7 protein-coding genes are annotated in these 15126 nt (G+C 47.5%); all 7 read left to right on the forward strand.

What is annotated here, in order from left to right; translation table 11 throughout:
* Positions 1-67: 67 nt before the first annotated feature.
* The 7 genes from BacF7301_RS16440 (at position 68) to BacF7301_RS16470 (ending at position 15010) form a co-directional block, all read left to right on the forward strand.
* Entirely contained in the window at positions 68-1708 is a 1641-nt protein-coding gene (locus tag BacF7301_RS16440; protein WP_167964464.1) for a sialidase family protein, read from the forward strand.
* Between the two features lie 48 nt (positions 1709-1756).
* Positions 1757-3775: a beta-N-acetylhexosaminidase gene (locus BacF7301_RS16445; RefSeq protein WP_167964466.1), complete on the forward strand. Its 2019-nt coding sequence runs from the start codon at positions 1757-1759 to the stop codon at positions 3773-3775.
* Positions 3776-3943: 168 nt separating this feature from the next.
* Positions 3944-4609: an SGNH/GDSL hydrolase family protein gene (locus BacF7301_RS16450; RefSeq protein WP_167964468.1), complete on the forward strand. Its 666-nt coding sequence runs from the start codon at positions 3944-3946 to the stop codon at positions 4607-4609.
* A 68-nt stretch (positions 4610-4677) separates the two neighbouring features.
* Positions 4678-7824 carry a cyclically-permuted mutarotase family protein gene (locus BacF7301_RS16455; protein ID WP_167964470.1) on the forward strand — a complete coding sequence of 1049 codons (3147 nt, stop codon included), beginning with the start codon at positions 4678-4680 and terminating at the stop codon, positions 7822-7824.
* Between the two features lie 100 nt (positions 7825-7924).
* Positions 7925-10573: a beta-mannosidase gene (locus BacF7301_RS16460; protein WP_167964472.1), complete on the forward strand. Its 2649-nt coding sequence runs from the start codon at positions 7925-7927 to the stop codon at positions 10571-10573.
* 37 nt (positions 10574-10610) lie between these two features.
* Complete coding sequence (locus BacF7301_RS16465; protein WP_167964474.1) at positions 10611-12935, forward strand: glycoside hydrolase family 20 protein; 2325 nt, start codon at positions 10611-10613, stop codon at positions 12933-12935.
* Complete coding sequence (locus BacF7301_RS16470; protein ID WP_167964476.1) at positions 12935-15010, forward strand: glycoside hydrolase family 20 protein; 2076 nt, start codon at positions 12935-12937, stop codon at positions 15008-15010. Before BacF7301_RS16465 ends, BacF7301_RS16470 begins: the two co-directional genes overlap by 1 nt.
* Positions 15011-15126: the final 116 nt, after the last annotated feature.

The raw sequence follows: 15126 nt of genomic DNA on the forward strand, positions 1-15126 counted from the left end.
AAATATTTAATTATTTGCTAGTAATATGATAAATTTATATCTTTGCATCCAAACAATTAATAATACCATGAAAAGAAACCTGCTTTTATTATCGTCTATCCTTTTTTTGTGTGTCTGCGGAACCTTGCAGGCTATCGCATCGGATACTGTATTTGTGCGTGAAACTCAGATTCCTTTTTTGATTGAACGACAGGATAATGTGTTGTTTATGCTGCGTTTGAATGCAAAAGAGAGTCGTAGCCTGGATGAAGTAGTTTTGAATTTTGGCAAAGATGTTAATATGGCGGATATACAGTCCGTTAAGTTATATTATAGTGGTACGGAAGCCAGACAGAACTACGGTAAGAATTTCTTTGCTCCTGTATCTTATATTTCCAGTCATACGCCGGGAAAGACACTGGCCGCGAATCCTTCTTATTCGATTAATAAGTCGCAAGTGGATAATCCGAAGCAGAAAGTTGCATTGAAAGCTAATCAGAAGCTTTTTCCCGGAATCAACTATTTCTGGATTAGTTTGCAGATGAAGCCGGATGCTTCTTTATTGGATAAGGTTTCGGCTAAGATTGCTACGATTAAAGTTGATAACAAAGAAGCCCTTGTACACACAGTTTCTCCGGAAAATATAGCTCATAGAGTAGGGGTAGGCGTGCGCCATGCCGGTGACGACGGTTCAGCCGCTTTCCGTATTCCGGGATTGGTGACTACCAATAAGGGAACATTGCTCGGAGTATATGATGTACGCTATAATAGTAGTGTCGATTTGCAGGAGCATGTAGACGTAGGTTTGAGCCGCAGCGTAGACGGTGGCAAGACCTGGGAGAAGATGCGCTTGCCTTTGGCTTTCGGCGAAACGGGTGATTTGCCTGCTGCGCAGAATGGTGTCGGCGACCCTTCCATCCTGGTGGATACCAAGACCAACACAGTATGGGTGGTGGCAGCCTGGACACACGGAATGGGCAATCAACGTGCCTGGTGGAGCTCATATCCGGGAATGGATATGAATCATACAGCCCAGTTGGTACTGTCAAAGAGTACGGACGACGGTAAAACGTGGTCTAAGCCTATCAATATTACAGAGCAGGTGAAAGACCCTTCCTGGTATTTCCTTCTGCAAGGACCGGGACGTGGCATCACTACGCAAGACGGCACATTGGTATTCCCGATTCAGTTTATCGACTCTACCCGTGTTCCGAATGCGGGAATCATGTACAGCAAAGACCGTGGCGAGACATGGAAAATCCATAACTACGCACGTACCAATACAACAGAAGCCCAAGTGGCGGAAGTAGAACCGGGCGTGTTGATGCTGAACATGAGAGATAACCGTGGCGGTAGCCGTGCTATCTCTACTACTAAGGATTTCGGCAAAACTTGGACAGAACATCCCTCATCCCGCAAAGCCTTGCAGGAACCGGTTTGTATGGCAAGTTTAATCAGCGTGAAAGCGAAAGACAATGCATTAAATAAGGATATCCTTTTGTTCTCCAACCCGAATACGGTAAAAGGTCGTAATCATATCACGATTAAGGCTAGTCTGGACGGCGGCATCACATGGCTGCCCGAACATCAGGTAATGTTGGACGAAGCCGATGGATGGGGATATTCTTGTCTGACTATGATTGATAAGGAGACAGTTGGCATATTGTATGAAAGTAGTGTAGCTCACATGACTTTCCAGGCTGTCCGGCTAAGGGATATAATAAAATAGACACCAAGTACTCATTTAAAACTGGTACTTACCATACGACCTGTAATCATGAAAAACAAATTAATACTATTAATATACTTTATAATTAACTTATACACAGTTTCAGTGGCAAAAGCAGGTGATAATCACCTGCTCCCCCAGCCACAAAAGTTTACCCCCTCTTATACAAACTTTCAAGTGAATAAGGTGATGCTTTCCACTCCTGTGCTTCAACAGGAGTGGGAAGCTTTTATCGTTGAAATGGGCGGAACTGTCTCTCCGAAGGCAACTGCCGTCATTGAGGTGAAACTACTGCCTTCTCTCCCCGGAATACCGATGAACCAGGATGAGGCTTACCGCCTGAATGTAACCAGGAAACGGATAACCGTTGAGGCTGTGACCGAACGCGGCGTTTATTGGGCTATGCAGACTTTACGGCAACTGGCAGAGAAAAGAAACTCAAAAACACAGATTCAAGGAGCCGAAATCGTTGACTGGCCTGCTTTCCGCATCCGTGGATTCATGCAGGACGTAGGACGTAGCTACATATCTCTGGAAGAACTCAAGCGTGAAATCGCCGCGCTCGCCAAATTCAAAATCAATGTTTTCCACTGGCATCTGACCGAGAATCAATCCTGGCGTTTGGAAAGCAAGATATTCCCGATGTTGAATGATAGCGTAAACACCACCCGGATGCCCGGCAAATATTACACGCTGGAAGAAGCCAAAGAACTGGTCGCTTTCTGTAAGGCACACCACATGACGCTAATTCCCGAAATAGATATGCCCGGACACAGCGCCGCATTCATACGCACCTTCCGCCATGATATGCAAAGCCCTGAAGGGATGAAGATATTAAAACTCCTGTTGGATGAAGTCTGTGAAACGTTTGACGTACCTTATTTGCATATCGGTACGGATGAAGTCCAGTTTACCAATCCCCGGTTCGTACCGGAAATGGTGTCCTATGTACGTTCCAAAGGCAAGAAAGTAATCTCATGGAATCCGGGATGGCACTATAAACCCGGAGAAATTGACATGACCCAACTTTGGAGTTATCGGGGAAAGGCGCAGGAAGGTATTCCCGCCATTGACTCGCGTTTCCATTATCTGAACCATTTCGATACCTTCGGTGATATTATCGCATTGTACAATAGCCGTATTTATAATAAGGAACAAGGAAGTGACGACCTCGCAGGCACGATTCTGGCTATTTGGAATGACCGGTTAGTCGATACCGAATGGGGTATGATTATCGAAAATAATTTCTATCCCAATATGCTGGCTATGGCAGAACGTGCCTGGAAAGGCGGTGGGACAGAGTACTTCGATAAGAACGGCACAATACTTCCCACCGACGAACAGTCGGAACTGTTCAAGAACTTTGTCGATTTTGAACGTCGCTTATTATGGCATAAAGAACACACTTTTACCGGCTATCCGTTTGCATATGTCCGTCAGACAAATGTGAAATGGAACATAACAGACCCTTTCCCGAATGAAGGGGATTTGGCAAAGGCTTTTCCACCGGAAGAAACTTTGCAGGATAGTTACAGCTACGCAGGAAAGACATATAATGTACGTCCCGCCATTGGTGCGGGAATCTATCTCCGTCATGTATGGGGCACGCTTATCCCCGGATTCTACAAAGAACCGAAAGAGAACCATACGGCCTATGCCTACACCTATGTCTATTCGCCGAAAGAACAGACCGTCGGCCTGTGGGCTGAATTTCAGAATTACGGACGTTCCGAAGCAGACCTGCCACCCTTGCCGGGAAAATGGGATTATAAAGAAAGCCGTATCTGGATAAATGGACAGGAAATAATCCCACCAGTCTGGACAGCCACCCACCGGACTAAAAGCAACGAAATAGCATTGGGCAATGAAAACTGTGTAGCACGTCCCCCTTTGAAAGTTCATCTGCAAAAAGGGTGGAACAAGGTATTGCTGAAATTGCCGGTAGGGAAGTTTACTACTCCCGAAGTCCGGTTGGTAAAATGGATGTTCACCACCGTCTTTGTTACCCTCGACGGACAGAAGGCGGTAGACGGACTCGTCTACTCACCGGATAAAACACTAAAGTGACATACCAATCATAAAGGGAAGGACTTTTATGAATATGCCATGAGCTAATTTGAATATGCTATAATGAAAAAAAGATATGCTATAATGAAAAGAAAATATGCTATAATGAAATACAGATATGCTATAATGAAAAACGGATATACTAATTGATAAATAAAAAGGATAGCCATGAAGAAGAACTTTTTTTTAATGGTCATATTGACCTTGACTTTGGCATGCCATGCTCAGGAACGCAAATATTCTACGTTTTATTACCAGCGTGCTACGTTGTTTGAAGAACTACCTGTTACTTCCAACGACATTATTTTCCTCGGAAACAGTATCACGAACGGTGCCGAATGGGCGGAACTGTTTCAAAATAAACACGTGAAAAACCGTGGAATCAGCGGCGATATTTGCATGGGAGTATATGACCGTCTGGACGCCATCCTGAAAGGAAAACCGGCTAAAATATTTCTTCTGATTGGTATTAATGATGTGAGTCGCGGAACTCCTGCCGATACGATTGTATCCCGTATCGGAATGATTGCCCAAAAGATAAAGGCTGATTCTCCGAAGACAAAGTTATATCTGCAAAGTGTTCTTCCCGTCACCGACCATTACAATATGTTCAAGGGGCATACTTCCCGTTGGCAGGTTATCCCCGAAATCAATAAAGGATTAGTCCGCCTCGCAGAGAAGGAAGGATTGACTTATATAGACTTGTACTCTCACTTTATAGACGGGCAAACCGGAAAGATGAACACTGCCTACACCAATGACGGTCTGCATCTTCTCGGAAAAGGTTATCTGAAATGGGTGGAGATTGTGAAACCTTACATTGGGAAGAAGTAAATATCTGAAACTACTAAATATCTGAAACAACTAAATATCAGAGAAAACTAAACACCGGAAGAAAATAAATGAAAAAGATTCTGATACTATCCGTCTGTCTGTTCGTTTGTTGCGCACTGTCTGCCCAACAACGGATGAAAGTTGCATGCGTCGGAAACAGCATCACCTACGGAACCGGATTATCCGACCGTGCAACGCAATCTTACCCCGTACAGTTGCAGAAACTACTGGGAGAGCGATATGAAGTCGAAAACTTCGGGAAGCCCGGCGCTACCCTGCTCAATCAAGGGCACCGCCCCTATACCCGGCAGGAAGAATATCAGAAAGCATTGGATTTTGCAGGAGACATTGTCGTCATTCATTTGGGAATCAATGATACCGACCCCCGTGACTGGGCAAACTACCGTGATTTCTTTGTGAAAGACTATCTGAGTCTGATTGATACATTCCGCAAAGCCAATCCCGACGTACGGATTATCATAGCGCGAATGACCCCGATTGCCGACCGCCATAACCGTTTCCTTTCGGGAACCCGTGACTGGCACGGCGAGATACAGACGGCTATCGAAACAGTAGCGCGTTATGCCGGTGTGCAGTTGATAGATTTCCACGAACCGCTTTATCCATATCCTTTCTTGCTGCCGGATGCCGTTCATCCTACTGCCGAAGGGGCAGTCATCATGGCAAAAACAGTTTATTCGGCTATAACCGGAGATTATGGCGGCTTGAAATTATCCCCGCTTTACACGGATAATATGGTTCTCCAACGTGATACCCCCTTGCTGATACAGGGAACAGCCAACGCAGGAGAACAAGTAACAGTCCGCATAGACCGTCAGCAGTGGATTACAAAAACTACACCGGACGGGAAATGGTCAGTGAAATTATCACCGTTGAAAGCAGGCGGTCCTTATACACTGGTAATCTCTACCTCAAAAAGAACCTTGAAATACACCAACGTCCTGGCAGGAGAAGTCTGGCTATGCTCCGGTCAGTCGAACATGGAATTTATGTTGAGCCAAGCCACTACCGGCAAAAAAGACATTCCTCAAGCTGCCGACGAACAGTTGCGCCTGTATGACATGAAAGCCCGTTGGCGCACGGACGCGCTACAATGGGACGCTTCCGTCCTCGACTCCCTGAATCATCTTCAATATTATAAAGACACAGAATGGCAAACCTGTACTCCCGACAATGCCGCCCGTTTCTCGGCGATAGCATCTTATTTCGGTCGGATGTTGCGGGATAGCTTGAAAGTTCCGGTAGGGCTGATATGCAATGCAATCGGCGGTTCGCCTACCGAATCATGGATAGACCGGAATACGTTGGAATACCACTTCCCGGCTATATTGAAAGACTGGACACACAATGACTTTATACAAGACTGGGTACGTGGACGCGCTGCATTAAACATCAAACAATCGAAAGAGAAATTCCAACGCCACCCTTACGAACCTTGTTATTTGTACGAGTCCGGTATTCGTCCGTTAGCGCAGTATCCGGTCAAAGGTGTGATTTGGTATCAGGGGGAATCGAACGCCCATAATTACGAAGCGCACGAGAAACTCTTCAAACTCTTGATAAGCAGTTGGCGCAAGAACTGGGAGAATGAAGAACTGCCGTTCTACTACGTTCAGCTTTCCAGTATAACCCGTCCTTCCTGGCCGTGGTTCCGTGACAGCCAGCGCAGGATGATGAACGAAATACCGAATACGGGTATGACGGTATCTAGTGATTATGGCGACTCATTAGACGTACACCCTAGAAATAAGAAACCGATTGGCGAACGTCTTGCCCGTTGGGCATTGAATAAGACGTATGGCATGAACCATATACTGCCATCCGGCCCGTTATTTCACCAAGCCGATTTTCGTGAAAATGCCGTATATCTAACTTTCAATTACGGCAAAGGCTTAAAGATTTCGGACGGTCATCCTTTGCGCACGTTTGAAGTCGCCGAGACGGACGGCATTTATTCCCCTGCCGTTGCGGAGATAATAGACGGTCGGATAAAAGTATATAGTGAACAAGTAAAGCATCCGCAATACGTCCGCTACGGTTGGCAGCCTTTCACACGGGCAAATCTGGTGAATGAAGCAGGCCTGCCGGCTTCAACCTTTCGTGCGGAAGCACCCGAACGGTTCATTACGGACATTCACTTGCAGAAAATGGAAGGATTCCCCCAATCGGAGAAAGGCTTCAAACTAGGCGTTTCCGCCTGCTACTCAGGAATCCTGAGCGGCAATCTGCTGATGGCGGGCGGTTGCAATTTTCCCGGTGTTCCTGCCAGCGATGGTGGAAAGAAGAAATTCTATCGGGGAATTTATGCGGCAACGATGAATCCCGATACGGTACTTGCCTGGCGTAAGGTAGGAGAGTTGCCGGTCGCTTCCGCTTACGGAGTTTCTGTATCTTGTCCGGACGGTATCATCTGCATAGGGGGAACTGATGGAAAAGATGCGCTGACATCTGTCTATAAAATCTGTTTTGGGGACAATCCGAAGGCTGCAAAGCAAGGGAAAGTCAAGATAGAAACTCTTCCTGCATTGCCTTATACACTAGACAACATGTGTGGTACATTGACAGGCGGGCAACTGTTCGTTGCAGGCGGCAACAAAAACGGCAAACCTTCCAACTCATTCCTTTGTCTCGACTTGGATAATCTTGAGACCGGTTGGCAGGAGTTACCGGATTTTCCCGGAGATGCACGGACGCAAGCCGTCTGTGCCGGACAGCTTAAAGACGGTGAAGCCCGTATCTTCCTATGGGGCGGATTCGCCGCTTCCACCGATGGCAAACCGGCAACACTTTCCACCGACGGCTATTGCTACTCATCCGCATCCCGGCAATGGACTTCCATAGCCACCCCGACAGGAAACGACGGTGAAACCATCTCCTTAGGTGGCGGAACAGCTATCGCCATCAATGAAAACCTGATTCTCTGTACAGGCGGAGTGAATAAAGATATCTTCCTCGCAGCTCTCCGACAGCCCGAAAAGGACTATCTTCTTCATCCAGCCGAATGGTACAAATTCAATGACCGTATATTAATATATAATATCAGTCAAAACACATGGCAGGAAGTCGCCCGTACCCCGCAAACAGCCCGTGCCGGAGCAGCATTGGCAGGATGGGATAAAACTTATTACAACATAAACGGAGAATTGAAGCCGGGTGTCCGCACTCCCGAAATAATCAGGATAATAATCGAATAATAAAAACAATGCCGCTTGTAATCTATATTTTGTTAAATTATCAGGGAAAATTGGCGGAAAAATAATATCTTTGACACCGTTAATATCTAATGCCCCCACTATGATGATTAATTTAACCGGAAAAAAAGCTCAAATAGCGTGTGGATTACTCTGCTGTTGCAGCATGGCCTATGCCCAGAGCAATGACAATTCAGAAGTTCTAACTTTGCACACAGGCTGGGAATTTTCCCAAGTGGGGACAGAGGTATGGCGCACAGCCGTAGTCCCCGGCACGGTACATCAAGACCTTATTCATCATAACCTCATTCCCAATCCCTTCTACGGTACCAACGAACAGAAAATCCAATGGATAGAAAATGAAGACTGGGAATACAGGACGGCTTTCACAATCACCCCCGACCAACTGAAACGTGACGACGCCCAACTTACCTTTGAAGGGCTCGACACCTACGCTGACGTCTACCTCAACGGAGCATTGCTATTAAAAGCCGACAACATGTTCGTCGGCTATACAATCCCCGTAAAACAATACCTTCGTTCCGGAGAAAATCTCCTTCACATATATTTTCATTCGCCCATCCGGCAGACATTACCCCAATACGCTTCCAACGGATTCAACTATCCCGCCGACAACGACCACCACGAGAAACACCTGAGTGTATTCTCCCGCAAAGCCCCTTACAGCTACGGCTGGGACTGGGGAATCCGCATGGTGACCAGCGGCGTCTGGCGTCCGGTAACTATCCGCTTCTACGATGCCGCCTCAATCAGCGACTACCACGTGAAGCAACTATCCCTGACCGACCAGGTAGCGAAGCTATCCAATGAACTGGAAATAAACAACATACTTCCCCATCCGCTTCAAGCAGAAATAAAAATAAAAACCTCGCTCGAAGGGGAACAGGAATCCGCCATCACCCAAACCGTCACCCTGCAACCCGGAATCAACCGCATATGTATCCCTACGGAAGTCGTCTCACCGGTACGCTGGATGCCGAACGGCTGGGGAGCTCCGACCTTATACGACTTCTCCGCCCAAATCATCACCGAAGGCAACGTCGTAGCCGAACAATCTCACAAAATCGGACTTCGCACCGTCCGCCTGGTGAACGAAAAGGACGTGGACGGAGAATCCTTCTATTTTGAAGTAAACGGTATCCCGATGTTTGCCAAGGGAGCCAACTACATACCCCAGGACGCGCTATTGACGAATGTGACTACCGAACGCTATCAGACATTGTTCCGCGACATCAAGGAAGCGAACATGAACGTCATCCGCGTATGGGGCGGGGGAACCTATGAAGACGACCGCTTCTACAATCTGGCAGACGAGAACGGAATACTGGTATGGCAGGACTTCATGTTTGCCTGCACCCCTTATCCGTCCGACCCCACCTTCTTGAAGAGGGTAGAGGCGGAAGCCTGCTACAACATCCGCCGTCTCCGCAACCACCCTTCGTTAGCCATGTGGTGCGGCAACAACGAAATACTCGAAGCCTTGAAATACTGGGGCTATCAGAAAAAATACACTCCGGAAATCTACCAGGAAATGATGACCGGCTACGACAAACTCTTCCGTGAGTTGCTTCCCGCCAAAGTGAAAGAACTCGACGCAGACCGCTTCTACATCCACAGCTCTCCCTATCTCGCCAACTGGGGACGTCCCGAATCATGGGGAATAGGGGATAGCCACAACTGGGGCGTCTGGTATGGAAAGAAACCCTTTGAATCCTTAGACACCGATTTGCCGCGTTTCATGAGCGAATTCGGTTTCCAGTCCTTCCCCGAAATGAAAACCATTGCCACATTCGCATCCCCCGAAGATTACCAAATCGAATCGGAAGTGATGAACTCCCATCAGAAGAGCAGCATCGGCAATGCTTTGATTCGTACCTATATGGAACGCGATTATATCGTACCTGAGAAATTTGAGGACTTCGTCTACGTCGGACTTGTATTGCAAGGACAAGGCATGCGCCACGGACTGGAAGCCCATCGTCGCAACCGCCCCTATTGCATGGGTACATTATACTGGCAATTGAACGACAGTTGGCCTGTTGTCTCCTGGTCGGGCATCGACTATTACGGCAACTGGAAAGCCCTGCATTATCAGGCGAAACGAGCTTTCGCCCCTATCCATATCAACCCCATCCGGCAGAATGACAGCCTGTGCGTTTATCTTCTTTCAGACCGTCTCGATACGATGGAGAAGATGACATTGGAAATGAAGATAACAGATTTTGAAGGGAAAAAGGCAGGAAAGCCGATACAACTGAAATCCTTGTCGATTCCGGCAAATACTTCCCAATGCGTGTACAAGGCGAAGCCCGGCGATTTGCTCTCTTTAATAGAGCGTAAATCCTCGGAAACGTCTCAATCTTCTGTGGAAAAACGGCTTTCGGAAGCACTCCGCCATTGCTTCATGCAACTGACCTTGAAAGACAAAGCCGGTCATACGGTAGCCGAAACAGTCTACTTCTTCGAGAAGACCAAAGACCTGCTCCTGCCCGAAACGACCATCACCTGCAAGATGAAGCAGACAGACGGCAAATGCGAACTGACACTTCTTTCTCCCGCTCTGGCAAAAGATGTCTTTATCGAAGTACCTTTGCAGGGTGCCCGTTTCAGCGACAACTTCTTCGACCTTCTGCCCGGAGAGCGTAAAACGGTCGTCATCACTTCTCCCCAAATAAAGAAAGGGGAAGAGTTGTCATTGAGACTCAAACATATTCGTGAAACCTATAATTAAATATCTATTAGTAACTTAACACCTAATTTTTTAGTTTATGAAACAACTTTTAAAACTAACCGGATGCCTGGCAGTGGCGGGACTTTTTGCTTCGTGCCAATCCGCGCAACAAGAAGCTGATTACCAAATCATCCCCTTGCCGCAGGAAATCGTTACAGCTCAGGGAAGTCCCTTCATCTTGAAGAGCGGAGTGAAAATCCTTTATCCGGAAGGTAACGAAAAGATGCAACGCAACGCAAAGTTTCTGGCAGACTATCTGAAAACAGCTACCGGAAAAGACTTTGCCATCGAAGCCGGAACAGAAGGCAAGAACGCTATTGTACTGGCATTGGGAGCGGAAGCCGAAAATCCCGAATCCTACCAGTTGAAAGTAGCAGGTGACGGAATCACTATCACCGGTCCTACGGAAGCCGGAGTATTCTACGGAATCCAGTCTTTGCGCAAATCCTTGCCCGTTGCAGTGGGTGCGGATATATCCTTGCCGGCAGTAGAGATAAAGGATGCTCCCCGTTTCTCTTATCGTGGCGCGCATTTCGACACCAGCCGCCATTTCTTTACCGTAGATGAAGTGAAGACATATATCGACATGATGGCTTTGCACAATATGAACCGTTTCCACTGGCATATTACTGAAGACCAGGGCTGGCGTTTGGAAATCAAGAAATACCCGAAACTGACGGAAATCGGTTCCAAGAGAACGGAGACAGTTATCGGACGCAACTCCGGTGAATATGACGGCAAACCTTACGGCGGTTTCTACACTCAGGAACAGGCGAAAGACATAGTAGCTTATGCTGCCGAACGTTATATCACGGTTATCCCCGAAATCGACCTGCCGGGACATATGCAGGCTGCTCTTGCCGCTTATCCGGAACTCGGATGTACAGGTGGCCCGTACGAAGTATGGAGACAATGGGGTGTATCCGAAGACGTGCTCTGTGCCGGAAACGACCAGGTATTGAAATTCCTCGAAGACGTATATGCCGAACTGATTGAAATCTTCCCGTCGGAATATATCCATGTAGGCGGTGACGAATGTCCGAAAGTACGTTGGGAGAAATGTCCGAAATGCCAGGCACGTATCAAGGCGCTGGGCTTGAAATCGGATGGTAAGCATAGCAAGGAAGAACGTTTGCAGAGCTTTGTAATCAACCATATCGAAAAATTCCTCAACGACCACGGACGTCAGATTATCGGTTGGGATGAAATCCTCGAAGGCGGGCTTGCACCGAACGCGACTGTCATGTCATGGCGTGGCGAGAGCGGTGGTATCGAAGCGGCAAAACAGAAACATGATGTTATCATGACACCGAACACTTACCTGTATTTCGACTACTACCAGACAAAAGACACGGAGAACGAACCTCTCGGTATTGGTGGTTACCTGCCTCTTGAAAGAGTGTATAGCTACGAGCCGATGCCGGCTTCCCTCACTCCGGAAGAACAGAAATATATCAAAGGCGTGCAGGCTAACCTCTGGACTGAATACATTCCTACTTTCTCTCATGCCCAGTATATGGTATTACCCCGTTGGGCTGCCTTGTCCGAAATCCAGTGGTCGGCTCCCGAAAAGAAGAATTATGAAGACTTCCTGTCCCGTCTGCCGCGCTTGATTAAGTGGTACGATGCGGAAGGATACAATTATGGTAAACATGTATTCAACGTTACTGCCGAATACACTCCGAACCCGGCAGACGGTACGCTGGACATCACCTTGTCTACCATCGACAATGCGCCTATCCACTACACTTTGGACGGCACGGAACCTACCGCCGCTTCTCCGCTTTATGAAAGCCCGCTGAAAATCAAGGAGAATGTAACCTTCTCTGCCATTGCTGTCCGTCCTACCGGAAACAGCCGTGTGGTTTCTGAAAAGATTAATTTCAGCAAATCCAGCATGAAGCCGATTGTAGCCAACCAACCTGTCAATAAGCAATACATGTTCAAAGGCGAATCTACACTGGTAGACGGCTTGAAAGGAAACGGCAATTACAAGACCGGTCGTTGGATTGCATTCTACAAGAACGATATGGATATGACTATCGACCTTCAGCAGCCCACCGAGATTTCGAGCGTTGCTATTTCTACTTGCGTGGAGAAGGGCGACTGGGTGTTTGACGCGAGAGGACTCTCCGTAGAAGTTTCGGACGATGGCAAGAACTTTACCAAAGTCGCTTCCGAGGAGTATCCTGCTATGAAAGAAAGCGATAAGAATGGTATCTACGAACATAAACTGTCATTCAGCCCGGTAAAAACTCAATACGTGAAAGTGGTTGCCCTGTCTGAAAGTAAAATACCAGCATGGCATGGTGGCAAAGATAATCCGGCATTCTTGTTTGTAGACGAAATCACGATAGATTAATGAATATAAGAAATAGATACGCTAAAGTTTGTCTTTTCTTATGGGTATTGGGAATGTGCTTGACCGCACATTCCCTCAAAGCACAGTCCGTCATTCCTGTCCCGTTGAAAATGGAGCAGGGGACGGGCTCTTTTTTACTGTCAGAGAAAACAAAACTTTATACAAACCTACAAGGTGGAGAAGCGCAGCTTCTGGAGAATTGCCTGCAAGCATTGCCGGTTCATCTCAAGAAAGGGAAAAAGAAAGATACGCAGAATGTACTTTCTCTATTGATAACGGAAAAGAGCGGACAGTTGCCCACTCCTGAAAGTTATACGCTGTCCGTCACACCGGAGCGAATCCAGATTCAAGCAACTTCGGGAGCCGGACTCTTCTACGGGATTCAGACACTCTTGCAGCTATCGGTTTCTTCGGGCGCGGGCGTCATCACCGTTTCTGCCGTTGAAGTGCAGGACACGCCCCGTTTCGCTTATCGCGGATTGATGCTCGACGTATCCCGCCACTTCTTCACCAAGGAATTTGTGAAGAAACAGATAGACGCACTGGCATTCTATAAAATCAACCGTCTGCATCTGCACCTCACGGATGCGGCAGGCTGGCGGATTGAAATCAAGAAATACCCTCTGCTGACAGAATTTGCAGCCTGGCGTACCGATGCCAACTGGAAAAAATGGTGGAATGGCGACCGCAAATACGTCCGTTTCGACGAACCCGGAGCTTCCGGCGGTTACTATACCCAGGATGATATCCGTGAAATCGTAGAATATGCCCGTCAGCATTTTATCACGGTTATTCCGGAGATTGAAATGCCTGCCCACTCGGAAGAAGTACTGGCAGCTTATCCGCAACTCTCTTGTGCGGGTGAACCCTATAAGAATGCGGACTTCTGTGTCGGCAACGAAGAGACATTCACTTTCCTTGAAAATGTACTGACCGAAGTCCTCGAACTTTTCCCTTCCGAATACATTCATATAGGCGGTGACGAAGCCGGTATGGCAGCATGGAAAACCTGCCCGAAATGTCAGAAGAGAATGAAGGACGAGCACCTCTCTCACGTAGACGAACTGCAAAGCTACCTGATTCACCGGATAGAAAAGTTTCTGAACGCCCGCGGCCGTCGTTTGCTGGGCTGGGACGAGATACTTAAAGGCGGTCTGGCTCCTAATGCGACAGTCATGTCATGGCGTGGCGAAGAAGGCGGCATTGCTGCTGTTACTTCCGGTCATCGGGCTGTCATGACGCCGGGAAGCCACTGCTATCTGGACAGTTATCAGGATGCCCCGTACTCCCAGCCGGAAGCCATCGGCGGATACCTGCCTCTGAAAAAGGTCTATGCTTACAATCCGGTTGCCGCTTCATTGTCAGCGGAACAGGCGAAACTTGTGTATGGCGCACAAGTTAACCTTTTTACAGAATATGTTCCGACTCCCGAACATGTAGAGTATATGTTATATCCCCGCACATTGGCGTTGGCGGAAGTTGCCTGGTCGGCTCCCGAACGTAAATCATGGCCGGACTTCCATGCCCGTGCTTTGAAAGCCGTATCGGATTTGCAGGCAAAAGGCTACCATCCTTTCGACCTTAAAAACGAAATCGGTAGTCGCCCGGAATCTACCTGTCCCGTTACGCATTTGGCATTAGGGAAAAAAGTGACTTATAACGCTCCGTACAACTCTTCTTATGCGGCGAAAGGCGACGTGACATTGACGGACGGCATACGCGGTGACTGGACATACGGTGACGGTGCATGGCAAGGTTTTATTTCAAAGAACCGCCTGGACGTAACCATTGACATGGAAGCCGACGTTTCCGTCCACTCCATTATCGCTACCTTTATGCAAGTAGTAGGCGCGGAAGTATTCCTGCCCGCATCTGTCACGATTTCTATTTCCGATGACGGAACCAACTTCACCGAGTTGAAACATCAAACCTTTGAAGTAACCAAAGAAGTCCCTATTAAATTCACGGACATCTCTTGGGAAGGAAATGCGCAAGGAAGATATGTACGCTATCAGGCACAAGCCGGAAAAGAGTTCGGTGGCTGGATATTTACCGATGAGATAATCGTGAAATAGATATTCAGGCACGGATTACACAGATTACACGGTTTTCACAGTTTTCACGATTTTCACAGTTTTCACGATTTATCTGAATATCGGTATTATATAACAACAGTGAAATCCGTGTAATC

It is taken from the genome of Bacteroides faecium, assembly GCF_012113595.1.
Taxonomy (GTDB): domain Bacteria; phylum Bacteroidota; class Bacteroidia; order Bacteroidales; family Bacteroidaceae; genus Bacteroides; species Bacteroides faecium.